This is a genomic window from Acetobacter senegalensis, from assembly GCF_001499615.1.
Taxonomy (GTDB): Bacteria; Pseudomonadota; Alphaproteobacteria; order Acetobacterales; family Acetobacteraceae; genus Acetobacter; species Acetobacter senegalensis.
Genome location: NZ_LN606600.1, coordinates 3,156,524 through 3,173,751, shown reverse-complemented (window position 1 = coordinate 3,173,751; position 17,228 = coordinate 3,156,524). Strand labels below are relative to the sequence as shown.

Genomic DNA, 17,228 nt, shown 5'->3' with positions numbered 1-17,228 from the left:
TTTACTCCGTTCAGGCTACGGGCACGTCTTTGCCGGTGATCTGGCTGGCCAGCCACGCGGCGTCACGCGAGACACCGGAGAACCGTCCTGATCCCCATGTGTGCAGCCACGGCAGGCCGAGGAAGTAGAATCCTGGCGCGTCGGTTACGCCGCGATGCCAGACCGGTTTGTTGGCCCCGTTGAAGACCGGAACGTCGATCCAGCGATAGTTCGGGCGGAAGCCAATGCACCAGACGATCGAGGTGATGCCTGCGGCTTTCAGGTCCAGCGGGGTGTTGCTGCCATCGGGCTCCCACACAGGTGCATAAGGGGCTTCGGTTGGGGCCGTAATCCCTTCGCGGACGATGTAGGCATCGATGGATTTCTTGATGTCGGCATTGGTCTTGTCCGCATCATCAAGGTTTTCCGCAAGATCCGGCGCGAAGTGCGCCACTTCATCGCGGATTGTCTCCAGCGTGCCATGCAGGCCCACGCCCTCCTTCGCAAACTTGCGCAGATCAAGATCATGGCCTCCATTTCGGCCGGTGACATAATGATTGGTTTTGTCGCGTGCGCCGTCACGCAAGGGGTGATTGTCCACCGTAAGATCGTAGAAGTGCATGTCCGCAAGCCAGTCCACGACATCGCGGCCACGGTAGAAGCGCGAGACACGCGGGGCGGAACCGACACAGAGATGAACCTTGCGTTTTTCAAGAAACAGGTCCTCGACGATCTGCGCACCGGACTGACCGCTGCCCACGACCAGAACCGCGCCGTCCGGAAGCTGGGCGGCATTGCGGTAATCCTGCGAGTGGACCTGATGGATGGTGGGATTGATGGCACTCGCATAGCCGGGGATAACCGCGTCCTGATACGCTCCCGATGCAATGACCACATGCTTTGCATGCCATGTCTCTCCAGCCGCCACCACGCGGTACCCGCCGCTTTCATGGCGCGTGATGGAGGTGACAGCCGTGTGTTCGTGCAGCGGTGGGTTGAACGAGTTAACAAAGCCCTTCACGTATTCGATGATTTCCTGTTTCACCATGAATCCGTGAGGATCGTTCCCTTTGTAGGGATGACCTGGGAGTTCGCACTGCCAGTTCGGTGTGACCAGGCAAAAATTGTCCCAGCGTTCATCGTCCCACGAATGGCAGGCCGTCTTTGCCTCAAAGACAATGTGCTCCACCTTCTCGCGGCAAAGATACCAGCTCATGGAGAGCCCGGCCTGTCCGCCACCCACGATAATGACGGGAATGCTTTTTTCGTTCTGTGTCATGGTCGTTCTTTTCGTCTCAATAACTGAAAGACAGGACGCGCACCTGCGCATCGGGTCGATTAAGGAAGGGCGCACCGGCCTGTCGAATGGCGTGCAGCTGGCCAAGGGCGCGGCTGCACGGGAAGCCGTAGCGGGCGCGAACCCGCTCACTGGCCTCTGTCAGGGCCGTATCCGCCTTTTCAAGAAACTCCCGGACCGGATAATCCTGACCAGGCGTGAAATGGTCCCTTATGACCAGTGATGGGGAGTAGCAGTCGGTCTCCTTCCCATCGGGCCAGCGCACACGAAAAGTCATTTCGGGCATGGTTATAAAACTCCGGAAACAGGGGCATCGGCATGCCATAAGACTGCCAGACGCCGGTACGCAGGGAGGTGCCGACTGGCCACGCGGCTCCAGTCGAAACGGCGGGCCGTTGCGGGGCCGCTGACCCGGAAATGGTCGCAGCTTTTGACGCTTAGCGCGTCCCGCAAGGCCATAAGCAGGGTATCGGGGCGCGTCAGGTCGCACCACAGCGCATCTGCCCGCGAAAGGTGCCCGGTAAAGGGCACGACTTCCGGCACAATGGCAGGCGTGCCGCAGGCCAGCGCTTCCAGCGGGCACAGGCCGAACCCTTCTGTTATGGACGGATAGGCCAGCACAGCAGCCTGCCGGTAAAAGGCTGGCATATCGTCATCCGCAACCGGTCCGGTTATGGTCACGTGATCCGCTGCACCGCTTTCATGCAGACGTGCTGCGAACAGCGTGCGGTAGGCAGAATGATCCAGCAATGAAGCCCCGCCCGCCACGACCAGATGCACATCAGGCTGTTCGCGGCGAAGGGCCAGAAACGCGTCGAGCAGTTGCAGGGTATTCTTGCGGCGCTCAATGCCGCCTACGGTCAGGATCAGGCGATGGCCAGCCGGCAGACGATACCGTGCCTGCAGCGAGGCATCATACGTGGTTGGTGCGGGCGAAAAGCGCACGGGATCGACCCCATTGCCGACAACGGGCGCTTTGCGCCCATGGTTGTCATGCAGGGCACTTTCCCACATTGCGCTGACGGTAAAGAGTTCGGTCGCCGCCATGAAGCCCCGCTTCTGCCGCGCGGCAAGGACGGGGTGGGAGAAACGGTCGAGATGGTGGACCGTGCGGGCAAAGCCCGGTATCCGCCCCTTTTCCACCAGATCAGCCAGCGCATTGGCGCTGATGGGGTCCTGCGCGTGTAGCACGTCAAAATGCTGCCCATGCAGTGCGTCCGAGATTTCACCAATGCGGCGTTCCACCAGCGTTGGCAAATCTGTCTCCGGCACAGCCGGAATACAGTATGTGGTGCAGCGGGGCGTGCGGAAAAAACCAGTCCCGGTCACATCCGGCGCGATAAGCGTTGCGTCATGGCCTGCGTCACACAAGGCTTCCGCCAGCGCCATGCCGTGCACCACACCGCCGCGCGGATTGGTCGAATGGGTCAGGATTCCAATGGATAGACTCATAGCGCAAATCCCATGAGTGGCGTCCGGGCGAGATCCCAGAAGATTTCCTTCTCGTCCGCCCATGTGACATCCAGCCGCAGCGTGCTGTCACACTGACCGATGACAGAGGCTGCAATATCACGCCCACGAAATCGGGCCATGATCGCCTCAGCATCTTCGGGGCGCGCCGTGAGTAGGTAGCCATAGCTCGGGAATGCGGAGAGCCAGCGCTCCATCGGCGCATCTTCTGGCCGTGGAATGTCATCGAGCGTGATCGTCATGCCCACGCCCGAACATTCGACCAGCATGAGAGCAGTGCCCAACAATCCGGCCATACTAATGTCCTTGGCAGCACGGCTCAGCCCATCCTCGGCTATGCACGGAAGAAGTTCGAGATCACCCTGCAGACGTGCTGCCCCGTCGGTGCCGCACAGGGTTGAGCTTGCATCCCAGAATGGATGCGGGTCATGCCAGCGGCCACGCAGATCGATGGCGGCGATCAGGACTTCGCCCGGTCGGGCATCGAAGCTGGTCAGCAAGTGACTGGCACGACCGAGGATCGCCACCGACAGCGAATTGTGGGTACTGCGCATGTTGGTATGGCCGCCGACAACAGGCACGCCATAGGTGCGTGCCCCGTCATGCAGGCCCGTCAGGATGGACGCAGCCACCTCGGACGTATCGCTCCACAACGCATCCACCACGGCCACGGGACGGCCTCCCATGGCCACGATATCGCTGACATTGACCATCACGCCGCAATACCCGGCAAACCACGGCATTGAGCGGACAAAGCTGTCCTGAAATCCCTCGCAGGCCAGCAGGAGATAGCCGTCACCGTCTGGAAGCGCGGCACAGTCATCGCCAAGACGGATGGCGTCGGGATCTGCCGGTTTCAGGATCGCTGCAGCTTCAGCAATATCCTGTTTGCCCGCAAGGGCGCGACCATGGCGGAGCGTGCGCAGCAGTGTGGCAAGTTGATGTGCCATCACGCCACCTGCCGTATCCGGGGCTGCGGACGTAGCAGCCAAGTCTGATCCTGACCGTGTGCCGGATAGCGCGAAAGATCGGCCTCCATGTCATGATGTGGCAGGCCATGCAGCGTGATGACGCCGAGACTCTTCCAGTGCAGGCGGCGGAAAAACAGCACATTCTGTTCCTGCACCTGGGCCAGAAACCGGGTGGCCCCAAGTTCATGCGCCGTGCTGACTGCCATACGGATGAGTTCCGCTCCGATCCGCCCCAGCTTGCGGTGATCAGCATGCACAGCCAGGCGGGAACCGCGCCAGATGCCGGGTTCAGCTTCATGAATGCGCACCGCTCCCACAACCCGATCCGGCATCCCCGCCAGGCAGCAGGCCGCAATGATGGGAATGGCAACTGCGTCAGTTGCATCCCGGTCGTCGTCCGCGAATACCTGCTGTTCGGTGCAGAACACTTCGCGGCGCAGAGCATGATAACCGGCGCGTTCCCACGGCGTGCGGGCAAGACGCACAACATATTCCGTAGGGATGAACGGCCGGTCTTCCATGCCTTCGAGGATCGTGCTCATTGTTCGTATGCCGAGAGCGAGGAACAGGCGCCACACCGGCCACACCCGGCCCGGATATCGGTAGATTTCATGTTCGCTTCGCGCAGCATCCGGCCCAGTGGCGCCAGCACGGATTTCATGAACTCGGCTGAAGGCGGCGCGTGATTTTCCAGCGGTGTGCCGGAAATGGGCACGAACGGCACTACGAAGGGATAGACCCCGATCGCAATCAGGCGTTCAGCCAAAGCCAGAATGTCTTTGGCACTGTCGCCAAGACCCGCGAGAATGTAGGTATTGACCTGTCCACGCCCGAAGATCGGCACTGCACTGGCGAAAGCGTCCATATAGCGATCAACGCTGACCGTGGCCTTGCCAGGCATGATCTTCTCCCGCACCGCCTGTGTTGCGGCTTCAAGATGCATGCCCAGACTGTCAGCCCCTGCATCCCGTAAGCGCTGGAACCAGCCGTGATCGCGCGGAGGCTCGCACTGGACCTGAAGTGGCAGGTCTACTGCGGCCCGGATGGCACGGGCTGATTCCGCCAGCACGGCAGCTCCCCGATCAATTACGTTGGGTGTGCCGGTGGTCAGTACCATGTCGCGCACGCCGTCCAGTTCCACGGCGGCCTTGGCAACTTCGGCAAGCTGCGCGGGTGTCTTGTAGGCAATGGTGCGGTCGGCCTCCAGCGCCTGGCCGATAGCGCAGAACTGGCAGGAGGTGCGCCGGTCGGCATAGCGGATGCAGGTCTGGTGCACCGTGGTCGCCAGCGTGTCACGGCCATGCAGAAGGGCGATCTTCCAGTAAGGAATGCCGTCCGCCGTGCTCAGGCCATAAAAGCGCGGAGCCCTCGGAAAATGGATTGTGCCCAGCGTCTGGCCATCACGCAGCAGCGTGCTTGTCCCACTCTGGTCAGGCGGACTGGCCTGAAACGGAGACCGTCGTGCACCAGATGTATAAACCGGGACCATGACGGTCTGACCCGCGATGGTGATCGTCTTGTGATCTGAAGGCCCGGCGCCCCCTTTGCGGGCGATACCCCCGGTCTGCTCACCGATCTGAAGCCCGAAGGATTGCAGGTCAGTGACGAGCTTGCGGCCGGAAAGCGTGCCGAGTATCGGAATAGTCATGACGCAGCCTCGTCATTGGAGGAACCAACCGGCCCAGTTGCTCCGTGCTCACCAACATAATGCACCGTGCGTGCGGGCCGCCGGTCCTGCAGTAGGCTGAGCAATTCCGGGCGTGCGTAATGCCCCACGGAATCCATCATCCGCTTGCGCTTGGTGATCAGTGCAAAGTCGAGATCGGCAATCACCATCCCCTCGCCTTCCGTCAGCGGCGTGCCCAGCAGCTTGCCTTCAGGTGAGACGATGGCCGTGAAGCATCCACCCCGCAGCGGTCCTTCCAGCGCGGGATCGCGCGCTATATCCCTGATCTGATCTTCCGTGAGCCAGCCTGTGGCGTTCACGACAAAGCAGCCGGATTCAAGCGCATGATGCCGGATGGTGACTTCCATCTGGTCGGCGAAGATCTGGCCTACCAGCGAGCCGGGGAATTGGGCGCAATGGATTTCCTCGTGCTGGGTCATCAGCGCGTAGCGGGCGAGCGGATTGTAATGCTCCCAGCAGGCCAGCGCCCCGATGCGCCCAGCAGCACTCTCAACAACTTTCAGCCCGGCACCATCGCCCTGCCCCCAGACCATACGCTCATGGTAGGTGGGCGTGATCTTGCGGCGCTTGAGCAGGATCTCGCCTGTCGCATCAAAGATGATCTGCGTGTTGTAGAGCGTGCCGAAATCGCGCTCGTTCACGCCCAGCACCACGACCATGCCGGTGTCGCGGGCGGCTTCAGCCACCATGTCGGTTACCGGGCCAGGGATAATGACAGCGCGCTCGTAGAGCTCCAGATGCTCTCCACCGAAGCGGAAAGCAGGCTGGATAAATGAGAAATAAGGATAATAGGGCACGAAGGTTTCGGGAAAGACCACTAGCTTCACGCCTTTTTCGGCGGCATCGCGGATGGCCTGACAGACTTTCCGGGCAGTCCCCAGACCATCGTCACCAAGGACGGGGCTGATCTGGATGGCTGCGGCGCGAACGATACGGGACATGGCTTGCGGTCCTCCCTTGGGCCTTCAGAGAGTCCAGGTATTGAGGATAAAGGCGTTGTCGCGGCGGGCCAGCAGGATGATGTCGAGCACGTCCTGCGGATTGATCGGCGTGATGCCGGGGATCAGATTCTGCTCGCCGTAGCCATAGAGAGCTTGAAGCGCGAAGCGGCAGGCATAAACCTTTCCGCCTTCTTCAAGGATTTTCGCGATCTGCTTGTTGCAGTTCATGTGCCCCGGAAAGGCCTCGTCACCCAGACGGGGAAAGCCACGCTGCACGCCAAGCGTCACACCCGGACCGTACAGCAGCACTGACGTCTCGAAGCCTTTGCGGATCAGACGTGTGGCCTGCAGAAGATTTACGAACCCAACCGATCCTTCATTGGCGACAGTATGGAAGGTGATGAGGGCTTTTTCGCCGGGTTTGGCTTTAACGTCCTCAAAGACCTTATTTTCATAGTTGACGAAGCAATCGCCATCTTTATGCAGAGCGTGTTCGACTTTCGGCATCGTATGTCTCCCGTATGCTGCGGTCTCCGGCAAGAAAACGGAGTTGACCGCGTTGCCAAAGCGAACCTGGCACAGGATGACAAAGAGGCAAAATATTGTATGCTTCCATTGAATGGTACAAACAGTACAAATTACATCATGCAATACTCTTTGACTGGCATATGAACATACAAAAATAATAACATAGCCATACAATCAGGAGTAATACCCCTAACTATCTGTTTTTAAATAGCCTTCTTATCACGATCTTGTGAACGAATGACATTCTTGTTTTGCCGGTTGCGTGCATGTCACGTCTCAGAATCAGGCAATTTCATCCCTTTTCCGGGATTGTTCTGAGATCACACAATATCGGTAAAACCCGGTGAGCGCTTGTGCTGCAAAACTGAAAGAACCCCGTGAAGAGATTCTTCAAGGCTTGCAGCGTCTGACGCGCTACCAAGCGCAATCCGCGCACGCTGAGGGGGTTCACCACTAATGGTAAAAACGGTGCTGGGAACCAGCGCGAGCCCTCGCCTGCGGGCGTAGGCGACAAAATCCGCACTTCCCCACCAGTCCGGCAGTTTTAACCAGACATGTGGCCCATCCGGGTTCATGCAATGTCCTTCCCCCAGAACCTTGCGTGCAATGGACTGGCGCCGGCGCAGCTCTTTCTGGATAGCATGCAGGATCGTATGCGCCTGCTCCGTCTGCATCCATCGCGCTGTAAGCGCACTGAGCAGGCCGGCATTAGTCAGCGCAATCGCCCGAATGGCGGCTATCACCCTTCGAGTCATGTCAGCATTGGGCAGGACAACATAGGCCGTGCGCAGGCCCGGGCTGAGCGTTTTAGCGAGAGTAGCCACGTAGCTGACACGGCTATGGTCAAGGGCTGCCAATGCAGGTAGGGGGACGTCCATCAACAGGCTGTAAGGATCATCCTCGACGATATGCAGATGGCGATGTTGCGCAACCTTCAGGATATCCTTGCGTCTTTGCAGAGACATCGTCGCCGTGGTGGGATTGTGAATAGTCGGAATGCAGTAAAGCAGCCGGGGATGATGCTCAGCGCACACCCGGTCAAGCTGCTCGGGCATCATCCCTTCCATGTCGCTATCTACACCGACCAGAATAAGGTCGAACTGCGCTGCGATGGTCCGAATACCCGGATAAGCAATACGGTCGGTGACGATCACATCACCTGGTTGAGTGTACGTGCTGGCAATCGCCGCCAGAGCGCTTTGCGCACCCGGACATACAAGGACTTCGTCCGTTCGCCGCAGCCCGATGATAGGAGCAATCCATTTCGCGCCAAGCTGACGCTCCTCCAATGTCCCACCGGTTACCCGGTAGGACATCAGGCTGTTCAGGTCCTGCTGTTTCAGAATGGCTGTAATGTCACTCTGGATAATGCGCTGAAGCGGCGGGTCCTGTGGGATGGGCGGCAGGTTCATTGTGAGATCAACCACAGCGGGACCGGTATGCCGCCAGTGGCTTTCCCCCGCGCCCACACGGATAAAGGTGCCCCGCCCAACCGTCGCATCAATCAAGCCGCGCCGCCTAGCCTCAGTGAATGCCCGGGTGACGGTCGTCAAATTGGTGCCAAGATACTCCGCAATCGTGCGCTGTGGTGGCAGCTTGTCCCCTTCCCGAAGGTACCCTTTACGGATGGACAGCGCGAGAGCGTCCGCGAGTGTCATGTAAATTGCGCTCGGACTTCGGCTGACTTCTTCTTTCCAGTGCGCCAGATAGGGGTATGCAGACATAAGATAGAATTTCCATACAATCGATGAAAATCCATTTGACCATATGCCATACAATCAGCGCAATCACGATACTGCACTTCTGGCTATGAGGAATAGTTGGCTCTGGCTTAGAATGACATAACCTGAAGCGATGTCGATAAGCCCATGTGGAAGTACCTACCCTACACGATAGTCATACTGATCTTCTGCACAGCCCTGCAAGGTTGGGCTTATGCCCACGACCAGTCGACACCGGAGCCGACTGCCAATAGCGTAGATCCGGGCATGAATGAACGTGTGATAAGGATACCTCTCCGCACAGGCGGATATGTCAGAGCCATTCTCGGTTCTCCGGTCCAGCCAAAAGCAACGATCATCATGTTCCCGGGCGGAACTGGTGATATCGGCCTTGGGCAGGACGGACGCATCCAGCACGCCGACAACTTCGTCATGCGAACACGTGAAGTGTGGAACAGGCAAGGCTATGCGGTTCTCATTCCGGACACAGTGAACCACCTCCCCCTTAGAGGGCTGCGTAGTTCTGCACACTATGCCCATCTTGTGGAGGATATCATCGCTTTCGTGCGCAGGCAGGATTCAGGCCCTGTCTTTCTGTTCGGTACAAGTTAGGGAGCAATCGCAGCCGTCAATGGTGCGGCCCAGACTACTCCCGGGAACATTGCCGGTGTCGTACTAACTGAATCGGTGTCCGTTATGGGAGGCAGCAGGGAAACCATCTTCAGTGCTCATCCAGAAAAAATACAGGCTCCCGTCCTCATTGTCGCCAATCGGGATGACCGATGCAACGTTGCTCCGCCACAAGACGCAAAGCGAATTAGCGCACCCATGGCAGGTAGTCATGAAGTCACCGTGTTAAGGGTGGCTGGTGGCACAACCCGGTCCGGAAAAAACTGTGATTCCCTGACCCCACACGGTTATTTCGGTGTTGAAGCTGAGGTTATTACCAGAATCAGTGCATGCCTGAATGCCACGATCCGAACTTTATCCTTAAAATAAAAGGGAACTCTGTTCCGCCACAGAAACTGTAACTTTAATCCTACTTGCCTGTACGCATTAACGTTGAAACCATTACCGACGAAATAAACGCGAAAACTGATGCGGTAAGCAGTGCCCATGAGAAACCGTGGGAAAATGCCTGAAAACCGGGATGTCGTACTGATCCCGGATGCCATACCGGAACGCTCGTGCGGGACGGCACTCATGATCGCTTTCTGTGTCTCTCCATTAAGCAGGCCGCCACCGCCTCCTAGCACGATCATTCCACCCATGATAACATGCCAGGCAACACTATAGGCACCCCATGCTGTTATAGCGTTGCCTACAGCAACAAAAAGTAGACCTATGGTGAGGATACTCGCCGATGAGAGACGGCGTTCCAGAAGCCTTCCTATATGTGGGAAGACCAGCATTGCGAGAGCAAACGGGAGCATGTCGAACCCCGCCTGTAAGGCTGACTGCCCCAGACCGTTCTGCAGAAACAAGGGGAGCATGGACGCCATGACCTGTGCAGCAGCCGCATAGGCAAACATTGCCCAGACAGCCCCCAAAAACCGCAGACTAGGGCCAATCGACATTCAGGATTCCCAAATAGGCTAATCGCTGCTTCATAGGTCTCCGTGTTGATGGGGAGAGCGTGCGATGGGGATCAAGCGATACGAATTGAGCACAGCGCAGTGGGGGCAGATCAGGGTTCTGTTGCCTGGGAAAGCGAGTGATGCTGGGCGGACTGGATCGGATAACCGTCTGTTCGTAAACGGATGTTTATGGGTCTTGCGATCCGGCGCTCACTGGTGCGACCTGCCTGAACGCTATGGAAACTGGAAGACGGTCCACCGGCGCTTCAGTCGTTGGTGCCATGCGGGCGTGTGGGAGCGAGTATTCACCGCGCTGACCGCCGATCGTGACAACGCGTACCTGATGATCGATAGCACCATTGTCCGTGCCCACCAGCACGCGGCGACCGGAAAAGGGGGGCGCAAAATCAGGCGCTGGGGCGTTCCCGAGGTGGATTGACCACCAAGATCCACATGCTGGCCGACGCCCTGGGTCGACCGTTACGGTTCATTATCACCGGCGGTCAGGTTCATGACGCCACCCAGACATCTGCATTGCTCGAAGGCCAGGCTGCGAGCGCGGTCATCGCCGATAAGGCTTATGACAGCAATGGGTTCCGCGAACAGATTGCTGTCATGAACGCAGAGGCTGTCATTCCGTCAAAACGGAACCGCAAGGTGTTCATCCCGCACGACCAGACTCTTTATAAAGACCGAAACCGTATCGAGCGATGCTTCAATCGCCTCAAACATTTTCGTCGTTTCGCAACGCGCTACGATCGCAGAACCATCCATTTCACAGGCTTCATCTATCTCGCAGCAGCCATGATCTAGATCGCATGAATGTCGATTAGCCCTAGAAAACAGGCGAAGATCCAGCATAGGCCGTGCCTGCGCCTGCTCAACTGCAATAAACGCACATGCGGAGATACCACCTCCGATAAAACCACCCAGCGCACTCCATGACGTCCAACCTGCCGCTTGGCCATTGATGAGCCCCCATGTGAGACCGAACATGGAGGGTTCGAAAAACCCTCTGGTTTTGGGCCTTTCTCTGTGATTCCCTCTCTTGTGTGATGACTGGAGGAGTGGCTCATGACGCAGTCTGGTTTCTTTGATGTTGAAGAGCGGCTTGCTCGGTTGAGTGGGCTTGGTGACCAACTTGAAGCGTTTTCCCGTACTGTAGATTTTGAGGTGTTCCGTCCGGAGCTGAACAAGGCGTTGGCCTATTCAGACGGAAGCAAAGGCGGTCGTCCTCCGTTTGATCCAGTGCTGATGTTCAAAATTCTGGTCATCCAGACGCTGAACACCCTCTCCGACGAACGGACAGAATACCTGATCAATGACCGTCTTTCCTTCATGCGGTTCCTTGGTCTGGGCCTGTCGGAGCAAGTGCCGGATGCCAAGACCGTGTGGCTGTTTCGTGAGCGTCTGACACAGGCGGGTGCGATCGATGGTCTGTTCAATCGCTTTGACGCAACTCTGCGGAATGCCGGTTATCTGCCGATGTCAGGCCAGATCCTGGACGCTACACTGGTAGCGGCCCCAAAGCAGCGCAATACCAATGGGGAGAAGGCCGATCTGCGGGAAGGACGGATCCCACAGGATTGGCAGGACAAGCCGTCAAAGCTGTCCCATAAAGATCGTCATGCACGCTGGACCCTGAAATTCACCAAGGCAAAGCGTCAGGATGACGGGACGATCCCGTCTACGGATCTCGCCATCCCTTTCTTTGGCTATAAATCGCATAGTTCCATCGACCGAAAGTTTCGGCTGATCCGCAAATGGAAGACGACGGATGCCGCCGCCAGCGATGGTGTCAGACTACGTGAGGGGCTTCTTGATCACAGCAATACGGCGTCTGATGTCTGGGCAGATACAGCTTACCGCTCAAAAGCCAATGAGGATTTCATGGAAAAGCATGGCTTTGTCTCGAAGGTTCACAGGAAAAAGCCTCATCTCAAGCCCATGCCACGACATATCCAGAAATCGAATGCAGGAAAGTCCGTTATTCGGTCGCGTGTCGAGCATGTTTTTGCCGATCAGAAAGCGCAGACAGGACTGTTCATACGAACCGTAGGCATAACGCGAGCCACCATGAGGATCGGGCTGGCCAATATCGTCTATAATATGCGCCGCTTTCTCCTCCTGGAGCGAATTAACGCCGCAGCGTAGCAATCCAGAGCATGAGACCTTCACTCTGCTCAAAACGCAGAGTGAAAATCAGGTCAACAAACCAGCAAGCAACACGCAAAAAAAGAACCAATTAACGGTTCTTCGATCCCTCCACCTGCGAATTGTCGATGATGCCCTCTGGCAGGCGACCAAGGCCCGCCAGAGCGTCATTGCCGAGAAATACGTCAACGTCACCGAGGCTGTTCGCGCTCACCACAAGCGCAACTGGCTGAATGGCACCCGTCGGCCGAAATCCCTGCTGTCGGGTCTGCTGTTCTGCGGCCAGTGCGGTGGTCCCTACACGCTGCGGGGTTCCGACCTTTTCGCCTGCTCGTCCCATGTCACCAATGGCTCCTGCACCAACAGCCGGACGATCCCCCGTCCCGATCTGGAGCCCGCGTGCTCTCCGGTCTCAAGGACCGGATGATGGCGCCGGAGATCGCGGCCGAAGCGATGCGCGCCTACGCCGAGGAGACCAATCGGCTCAACCGCGAGCGCCGCTCCAACGCCGATGTCTGGCAGGTCGAACAGGTGAAGGCCGAGAAACAGTTTCGGGGCATCATCGAGGCCATCAAGGAAGGGATGTTCCATCCCAGCATGAAGGCGGAGATGGATACGCTCGAAGCCCGCAAGATCGAACTGGCGTCCCTGCTGTCCGACGTCCCCGACGATGTGCCGGACCTGCTGCCAAGTGCTTCGGCCGTCTATGCCCGCAAGGTCGGACGCCTGACCGACGCCCTCAACCATCCCGAGGAACGGCTGGAAGCCGCCGAGGCACTTCGGGCGCTGATCGAAAAGGTGGTGCTGACGCCCGGCCCGAACCGGGGTGAGATCGACGCGATGCTGTATGGAGAACTGGGCACGATCCTGACCTGGATCAAGCGCCAAGCCATTGGAAAGGCTGAAAAAAGAAACACTCCCGGAGCTGGGCTCAGGGGAGTGTCGGTATCAGTGGTTGCGGGGGCTGGATTGCTTCTCAGCTTGCAGCAATCACAAGTTGAGAGCAAAGCGGGATTAAGAGGCTGTTTTAATGAACTTTTTTCTGCCCATGCATGAACTCTTACTGAAAATAAATCGCCCCTGCCCTCATAAAACGTAGAATTTATGCATCCAAAGCCACGTCAGCTTCCGCCTTCATGTGGGACATAAAGTGCCTATCCCTATATTCTTCAAAGCGGACGTCCTCGGGTCTCCCAATTCACGATCACCTAATATCCCGCCAACCACTCGAATGATGAGTAAAAATCTTCTGACACAAACCATCATTGGCATAAATAGGTTATCCTTACCGAGACCGCGAGGTAACTCCACAATCCGTTCCTATCGAATTCTTAGCTCCCATGCCCGAGACGGTGACCGGGTCGAAATCCGTGGGAGCGGGAATGCCATGCGATCAGGAATCCAGCAATTGCGAGCACCAACACAGCCCAGGGCAATGATGCTGCACCCCATATGTCGAGCAGCGCGCCGCCCAAAAGGCCCCCGCCGGCTATGGCACTGTTCCACGCCACGACATTTATTGACAACGCGACATCCGCGCCATCACCGGCCGCATCCGCCAGTGCCGTCTGGAGCAACGTCGCAGCGCCTCCGAATGTCAGACCCCATATGGTGACACCGATCATGATCACCGCAGGTGATGTGGACCCGAGTGCGAAAACACCCGCGACAGCAGCGAATATGGCCAGACTGAGCAGGACGGACAGGCGCAAGGCGTGATCGACCGTGCGGCTGGTCAGCCAGATGCCAACCAGAGCGGCGACCCCGAACAGCAGCAGGATGCGATCTGCCTGTCCCGCCAGTCCGGCAGGTGTGACGAACGGCACGATATAGGTGTAGAGCACGTTGTGCGCGAGCATCCAGGCCATCACTACGCCCAGAACAGACCGCACGCCCGGCATGTCCAGAACATGCCGGAATGGCAGGCGCTCGTGATGCGCGGCCCCCGGAAAGTCAGGAACCTTTGCCAGAACCCATGCGATCAGCAGTATGCTCAGGCCTGACATGACCCAGAAGGCCAGACGCCAGCCGACGGCAGCGCCCAGCCATGTCCCGGCGGGTACCCCCAGCGACAGTGCAATCGGTGTGCCGACCATGGCAATCGCCAGGGCACGGCCTTGCTGGGCGCGCGTCACCATCCGGCGTGCGTAGCCAGCCAGCAACGCCCAGGCGAGACCCGCCGCGGCACCCGCTCCGTACCGGGCCACGAGGGTCGCACCGTAATGCGTTGAAAACGCGGTAATGGAATTGAACACCATGAAACCTATGATCGCCAGCAGCAGAACCTTTCTGCGCCGCCATCGCTGCGTGGCGAGTGTCAGCGGGATCGCCGCACTCAGTGAGCCTATGGCATAAGCCGTCACCATCTGCCCTGCCAGCACAGGGGAAATATGCAGACCCGCACCAATCTCGGGCAACAGACCGGCTGGCAGGGTTTCGGTCATGATGCAGATAAAGCCGGTCATTGCCAGTGCGAGCAGACCAGCAACAGGCAGGCGTTCATTGGAATTTTGTGAGGGTAATGTTGTCTTCGGGGTCATGCGCCACTCATATACGGATCGATTGGTACATATATATGGGAGCAGCAAAATCTTGGCAATTATTTCTGGATCACTTAATATGGAAGTCTTTCGGAAGGAGCAATAGTATGGCGCGGACTGGGCGTCCTCGTGAATTTGACCGCGACAAGGCGATTGACGCCGCCACAGCGCTCTTCTGGGCGCAGGGCTATGAGCCGACCTCCCTGACCCAGCTCAAGTCCTGCATGGGTAATATCTCGCCCGCGAGCTTCTATGCCGCGTTCGGCTCGAAGGAAGCCCTGTTCCGCGAAGTCGTGCAACGTTATCTGGAGACCTACGGACAGGTGATGGCGCCCTTATGGGACGAGAGCCTGTCCCCGCGCGATGCCATCGAACAGACGTTGCGTGGTTCGGCGCGCATGCAGGCAACCCGTACACACCCGGCCGGGTGTCTGGTCGTCTGTGGCGCCAGTAACTGCTCACCTGAAAACGAACCCGTCCAAGCGCTCCTCGCGGCGGAACGACAGCGCACGCGTAAGGGCATCAGAGCCTGCGTGGAACGCGCCATCGCCAATGGCGAATTAAAAGCATCCCCGGCGACAAAGGTCCTGCCCAATATTCTCACGACTTTTTTCCACGGCATGACATGTGAGACCAGGGACGGGGTGACCTCCGACACTCTGGATGCGGCCGTCACGTCTCTCCTGACATTGTGGGATATCAACGCAGTGAAGCGGGGGAAGAGCAAAGTGTCCTAAAAAACGCCGACGATCTGACTGCGGCGAGACGATTTGGATCCTATAGGAGTATTCCATATCAGTCGGTCCACAAATTGTTGACTGTGCTTCGCGTTCCTATTATGGATCGATTGGTATGGAAATTGTGCCTTCGAAACATGATGCCACGCCTCTTCAGGGAATCCGATCATGAGCACATCAAAAATCGCCTTCGTCACGGGCGCCAATCGTGGCATCGGCTACAGTATTGCGAAGCATCTGACAGCCTCCGGCATCAGCGTGATCGGCACTTATCACGCCAATAAAGATGAGGCGAAAGCAGCCGAATGCGCCCTCAGTCAGGAGGGCGCAAAGCTGCGCATGCTGCAACTGGACATCACGAACCATGCGTCGTTCACGGATTTTGCTCACCGGGTAAAAGCCCTTCTCGGAAACGAGTTCGGGCAGCAGGGACTAAATTATGTTGTCCAGAACGCTGGCAACATCATCCACACACGCTTCGATGCCGCAACATCCGAACAACTCGACAACCAGTACAACATCCACTTCAAGGGCCCCTACCTGCTGACGGTAGCGCTCCTTCCGCTGATCCGCGATGGAGGCCGCATTCTCAACATCACCTCTGCCGCAACACGCTTCTACCTGCCGGATCATGGCCCCTATTCGGCCATGAAAGCGGCAACCGAGGTCATTTCGCTCTACATGGCAAAGGAACTCGGCGAGCGGGGCATTACGGTCAATGCCGTCGCCCCCGGCGCGGTCGCATCGGACTTCGGCGGAGGCCTGGTCCGTGACGATGCCGGAATCAACAGGAGCTTGGCAGAGATCACGCCACTGGGGCGCGTCGGCCAGCCTGATGACATCGGTGCGGCGGTCCGCGCTCTTCTGTCTGACGACATGCACTGGGTGAATGGTCAACGCATCGAGGTGACAGGCGGCCAGTCTCTTTGATCGCACACAGAAAAAAGCCAGGGGACTCCACATGATTCACGTTATGGCCAGCAGTGTTATCAATGCACCCGTTTCGTCTGTCTGGGGGCTGATCCGCGATTTCGGTGCTCTTGGTCGCTGGTTGCCGGGTGTGAAACGCTGCGTGATTGAAAGCGATGATCCCGGCGACCGTGTTGGCGCGATCCGTCGTGTTGAAATGGGCGATGTCGGTGTCATCCGTGAACAGCTTCTGGCGCTGTCCGACGTGGATCATGCGGTGACTTTCTCGATCATTGAAGCGGCTTTACCGATCCGGAACTACCGGTCGACCATCACGCTTCTGCCTGTAACGGATGGCGATCGCACATTTATCCGGTGGTGCGGTCAGTTCGAAGCGGCTGCCGAACACGCAGCCAGCATGGAGGCCAGAATGCCGATACATATCTACCAGCCAGCGTTCGACAGGCTGGCAGAAATTCTTGCGTTGATGGAAACACAGTCATGAGCAGCTTTAATGGCAAATCCGTCCTCGTGCTTGGCGGCAGCCGCGGGATTGGGGCCGCCATTGTCCGCCGCTTCGCAACAGATGGCGCGAAAGTCGTTTTCACGTACCCGCCATATCTTTTCCCGAAAGCGCTTCTGGACGAGACGGCCGTTGCCTGCAGCTTCCTCAATGCCCCCTGCGGCCAACGCTCACCATGGAAATAATCGTTCTGC

The 17,228-nt window shown here is 58.0% G+C and carries 20 protein-coding genes and 1 pseudogene; 8 read left to right on the top strand and 13 right to left on the bottom strand.

Going from position 1 to position 17,228, the window contains the following annotated elements:
- Positions 1-10: 10 nt before the first annotated feature.
- The 11 genes from ASN_RS14835 to ASN_RS20305 form a co-directional block, all read right to left on the bottom strand.
- Positions 11-1,258 carry an MSMEG_0569 family flavin-dependent oxidoreductase gene (locus ASN_RS14835; RefSeq protein WP_058988625.1) on the bottom strand — a complete coding sequence of 416 codons (1,248 nt, stop codon included), beginning with the start codon at positions 1,256-1,258 and terminating at the stop codon, positions 11-13.
- A 16-nt stretch (positions 1,259-1,274) separates the two neighbouring features.
- The gene (locus ASN_RS14830) at positions 1,275-1,562 is read right to left on the bottom strand and encodes an MSMEG_0570 family nitrogen starvation response protein (RefSeq protein WP_058988624.1); all 288 of its coding nucleotides are present in this window, start codon (positions 1,560-1,562) and stop codon (positions 1,275-1,277) included.
- A gap of 2 nt (positions 1,563-1,564) precedes the next feature.
- Positions 1,565-2,728 carry an MSMEG_0565 family glycosyltransferase gene (locus ASN_RS14825; protein ID WP_058988623.1) on the bottom strand — a complete coding sequence of 388 codons (1,164 nt, stop codon included), beginning with the start codon at positions 2,726-2,728 and terminating at the stop codon, positions 1,565-1,567.
- A complete protein-coding gene (locus ASN_RS14820) occupies positions 2,725-3,699 on the bottom strand; it encodes a sll0787 family AIR synthase-like protein (protein WP_197603373.1) in 975 nt (324 codons plus the stop codon). Before ASN_RS14820 ends, ASN_RS14825 begins: the two co-directional genes overlap by 4 nt.
- Positions 3,696-4,259, bottom strand: a complete 564-nt coding sequence (locus ASN_RS14815) for an MSMEG_0567/Sll0786 family nitrogen starvation N-acetyltransferase (RefSeq protein ID WP_058988621.1) — start codon at positions 4,257-4,259, stop codon at positions 3,696-3,698. The genes ASN_RS14820 and ASN_RS14815 overlap by 4 nt, the downstream gene beginning before the upstream one ends.
- On the bottom strand, positions 4,256-5,365 hold the full coding sequence (locus tag ASN_RS14810) for an MSMEG_0568 family radical SAM protein (protein ID WP_058988620.1): 1,110 nt from the start codon (positions 5,363-5,365) through the stop codon (positions 4,256-4,258). The genes ASN_RS14815 and ASN_RS14810 overlap by 4 nt, the downstream gene beginning before the upstream one ends.
- Positions 5,362-6,345: a Nit6803 family nitrilase gene (locus tag ASN_RS14805; RefSeq protein ID WP_058988619.1), complete on the bottom strand. Its 984-nt coding sequence runs from the start codon at positions 6,343-6,345 to the stop codon at positions 5,362-5,364. The genes ASN_RS14810 and ASN_RS14805 overlap by 4 nt, the downstream gene beginning before the upstream one ends.
- A 24-nt stretch (positions 6,346-6,369) precedes the next feature.
- Positions 6,370-6,852, bottom strand: a complete 483-nt coding sequence (locus ASN_RS14800; protein WP_058988618.1) for an MSMEG_0572/Sll0783 family nitrogen starvation response protein — start codon at positions 6,850-6,852, stop codon at positions 6,370-6,372.
- Between the two features lie 341 nt (positions 6,853-7,193).
- Positions 7,194-8,597, bottom strand: coding sequence for an aminotransferase-like domain-containing protein (locus tag ASN_RS14795; protein WP_058988617.1), 1,404 nt, complete (start codon positions 8,595-8,597; stop codon positions 7,194-7,196).
- A 156-nt stretch (positions 8,598-8,753) separates the two neighbouring features.
- Positions 8,754-9,056, bottom strand: a complete 303-nt coding sequence (locus ASN_RS20080) for a hypothetical protein (protein ID WP_197603298.1) — start codon at positions 9,054-9,056, stop codon at positions 8,754-8,756.
- Between the two features lie 455 nt (positions 9,057-9,511).
- Entirely contained in the window at positions 9,512-10,171 is a 660-nt protein-coding gene (locus tag ASN_RS20305; RefSeq protein ID WP_058988616.1) for an MFS transporter, read from the bottom strand.
- 64 nt (positions 10,172-10,235) lie between these two features.
- Here ASN_RS20305 and ASN_RS19025 point away from each other — a divergent pair.
- Together ASN_RS19025 and ASN_RS14770 are read left to right on the top strand one after the other, a co-directional pair.
- A protein-coding gene (locus ASN_RS19025) for an IS5 family transposase (protein ID WP_407922285.1) occupies positions 10,236-10,984 on the top strand; the annotation gives its coding sequence in 2 pieces (ribosomal slippage) (positions 10,236-10,572 and positions 10,572-10,984; 750 coding nt in all).
- Between the two features lie 261 nt (positions 10,985-11,245).
- On the top strand, positions 11,246-12,325 hold the full coding sequence (locus ASN_RS14770; RefSeq protein WP_058988614.1) for an IS5 family transposase: 1,080 nt from the start codon (positions 11,246-11,248) through the stop codon (positions 12,323-12,325).
- A gap of 91 nt (positions 12,326-12,416) precedes the next feature.
- On the opposite strand, the gene ASN_RS20300 is transcribed toward ASN_RS14770, so the two are convergent.
- Positions 12,417-12,665 (bottom strand): hypothetical protein, encoded by a 249-nt coding sequence (locus ASN_RS20300; RefSeq protein ID WP_058988613.1) that lies wholly within the window; start codon positions 12,663-12,665, stop codon positions 12,417-12,419.
- On the opposite strand from ASN_RS20300, the gene ASN_RS20295 reads away from it, so the two are divergent.
- The gene (locus tag ASN_RS20295; protein WP_330937342.1) at positions 12,585-12,752 is read left to right on the top strand and encodes a zinc ribbon domain-containing protein; all 168 of its coding nucleotides are present in this window, start codon (positions 12,585-12,587) and stop codon (positions 12,750-12,752) included. The two genes, ASN_RS20300 and ASN_RS20295, sit on opposite strands and share 81 nt — an antisense overlap.
- Positions 12,725-13,381, top strand: coding sequence for a DNA resolvase (locus tag ASN_RS14760; RefSeq protein ID WP_231948248.1), 657 nt, complete (start codon positions 12,725-12,727; stop codon positions 13,379-13,381). Before ASN_RS20295 ends, ASN_RS14760 begins: the two co-directional genes overlap by 28 nt.
- A 275-nt stretch (positions 13,382-13,656) precedes the next feature.
- On the opposite strand, the gene ASN_RS14755 is transcribed toward ASN_RS14760, so the two are convergent.
- The gene (locus ASN_RS14755; protein ID WP_058988612.1) at positions 13,657-14,865 is read right to left on the bottom strand and encodes an MFS transporter; all 1,209 of its coding nucleotides are present in this window, start codon (positions 14,863-14,865) and stop codon (positions 13,657-13,659) included.
- A gap of 107 nt (positions 14,866-14,972) precedes the next feature.
- Here ASN_RS14755 and ASN_RS14750 point away from each other — a divergent pair, with 107 nt between their 5' ends.
- From ASN_RS14750 to ASN_RS19310, 4 genes and pseudogenes are all read left to right on the top strand, one after another.
- Positions 14,973-15,602 carry a TetR/AcrR family transcriptional regulator gene (locus ASN_RS14750; protein ID WP_058988611.1) on the top strand — a complete coding sequence of 210 codons (630 nt, stop codon included), beginning with the start codon at positions 14,973-14,975 and terminating at the stop codon, positions 15,600-15,602.
- 168 nt (positions 15,603-15,770) lie between these two features.
- Positions 15,771-16,532, top strand: a complete 762-nt coding sequence (locus ASN_RS14745) for an SDR family NAD(P)-dependent oxidoreductase (RefSeq protein WP_058988610.1) — start codon at positions 15,771-15,773, stop codon at positions 16,530-16,532.
- A gap of 31 nt (positions 16,533-16,563) precedes the next feature.
- Positions 16,564-17,016 carry an SRPBCC family protein gene (locus tag ASN_RS14740; RefSeq protein WP_058988609.1) on the top strand — a complete coding sequence of 151 codons (453 nt, stop codon included), beginning with the start codon at positions 16,564-16,566 and terminating at the stop codon, positions 17,014-17,016.
- Positions 17,013-17,123, top strand: a pseudogene (locus tag ASN_RS19310) (SDR family NAD(P)-dependent oxidoreductase); the annotation flags it as partial. The gene ASN_RS14740 and the pseudogene ASN_RS19310, both read left to right, overlap by 4 nt.
- Positions 17,124-17,228 lie beyond the last annotated feature (105 nt).

Excerpts from the sequence above, each read along its gene's own strand:
- ASN_RS14740 (WP_058988609.1), top strand. The coding sequence starts at position 16,564 with ATGATTCACGTTATGGCCAGCAGTGTTATCAATGCACCCGTTTCGTCT.
- ASN_RS14750 (WP_058988611.1), top strand. The coding sequence starts at position 14,973 with ATGGCGCGGACTGGGCGTCCTCGTGAATTTGACCGCGACAAGGCGATT.
- ASN_RS14805 (WP_058988619.1), bottom strand. The coding sequence starts at position 6,345 with ATGTCCCGTATCGTTCGCGCCGCAGCCATCCAGATCAGCCCCGTCCTT.
- ASN_RS14755 (WP_058988612.1), bottom strand. The coding sequence starts at position 14,865 with ATGACCCCGAAGACAACATTACCCTCACAAAATTCCAATGAACGCCTG.
- ASN_RS14825 (WP_058988623.1), bottom strand. The coding sequence starts at position 2,728 with ATGAGTCTATCCATTGGAATCCTGACCCATTCGACCAATCCGCGCGGC.
- ASN_RS14835 (WP_058988625.1), bottom strand. The coding sequence starts at position 1,258 with ATGACACAGAACGAAAAAAGCATTCCCGTCATTATCGTGGGTGGCGGA.
- ASN_RS14830 (WP_058988624.1), bottom strand. The coding sequence starts at position 1,562 with ATGCCCGAAATGACTTTTCGTGTGCGCTGGCCCGATGGGAAGGAGACC.
- ASN_RS20300 (WP_058988613.1), bottom strand. The coding sequence starts at position 12,665 with ATGGGACGAGCAGGCGAAAAGGTCGGAACCCCGCAGCGTGTAGGGACC.
- ASN_RS20305 (WP_058988616.1), bottom strand. The coding sequence starts at position 10,171 with ATGTCGATTGGCCCTAGTCTGCGGTTTTTGGGGGCTGTCTGGGCAATG.
- ASN_RS14815 (WP_058988621.1), bottom strand. The coding sequence starts at position 4,259 with ATGAGCACGATCCTCGAAGGCATGGAAGACCGGCCGTTCATCCCTACG.
- ASN_RS14810 (WP_058988620.1), bottom strand. The coding sequence starts at position 5,365 with ATGACTATTCCGATACTCGGCACGCTTTCCGGCCGCAAGCTCGTCACT.
- ASN_RS14770 (WP_058988614.1), top strand. The coding sequence starts at position 11,246 with ATGACGCAGTCTGGTTTCTTTGATGTTGAAGAGCGGCTTGCTCGGTTG.
- ASN_RS14745 (WP_058988610.1), top strand. The coding sequence starts at position 15,771 with ATGAGCACATCAAAAATCGCCTTCGTCACGGGCGCCAATCGTGGCATC.
- ASN_RS14800 (WP_058988618.1), bottom strand. The coding sequence starts at position 6,852 with ATGCCGAAAGTCGAACACGCTCTGCATAAAGATGGCGATTGCTTCGTC.
- ASN_RS14795 (WP_058988617.1), bottom strand. The coding sequence starts at position 8,597 with ATGTCTGCATACCCCTATCTGGCGCACTGGAAAGAAGAAGTCAGCCGA.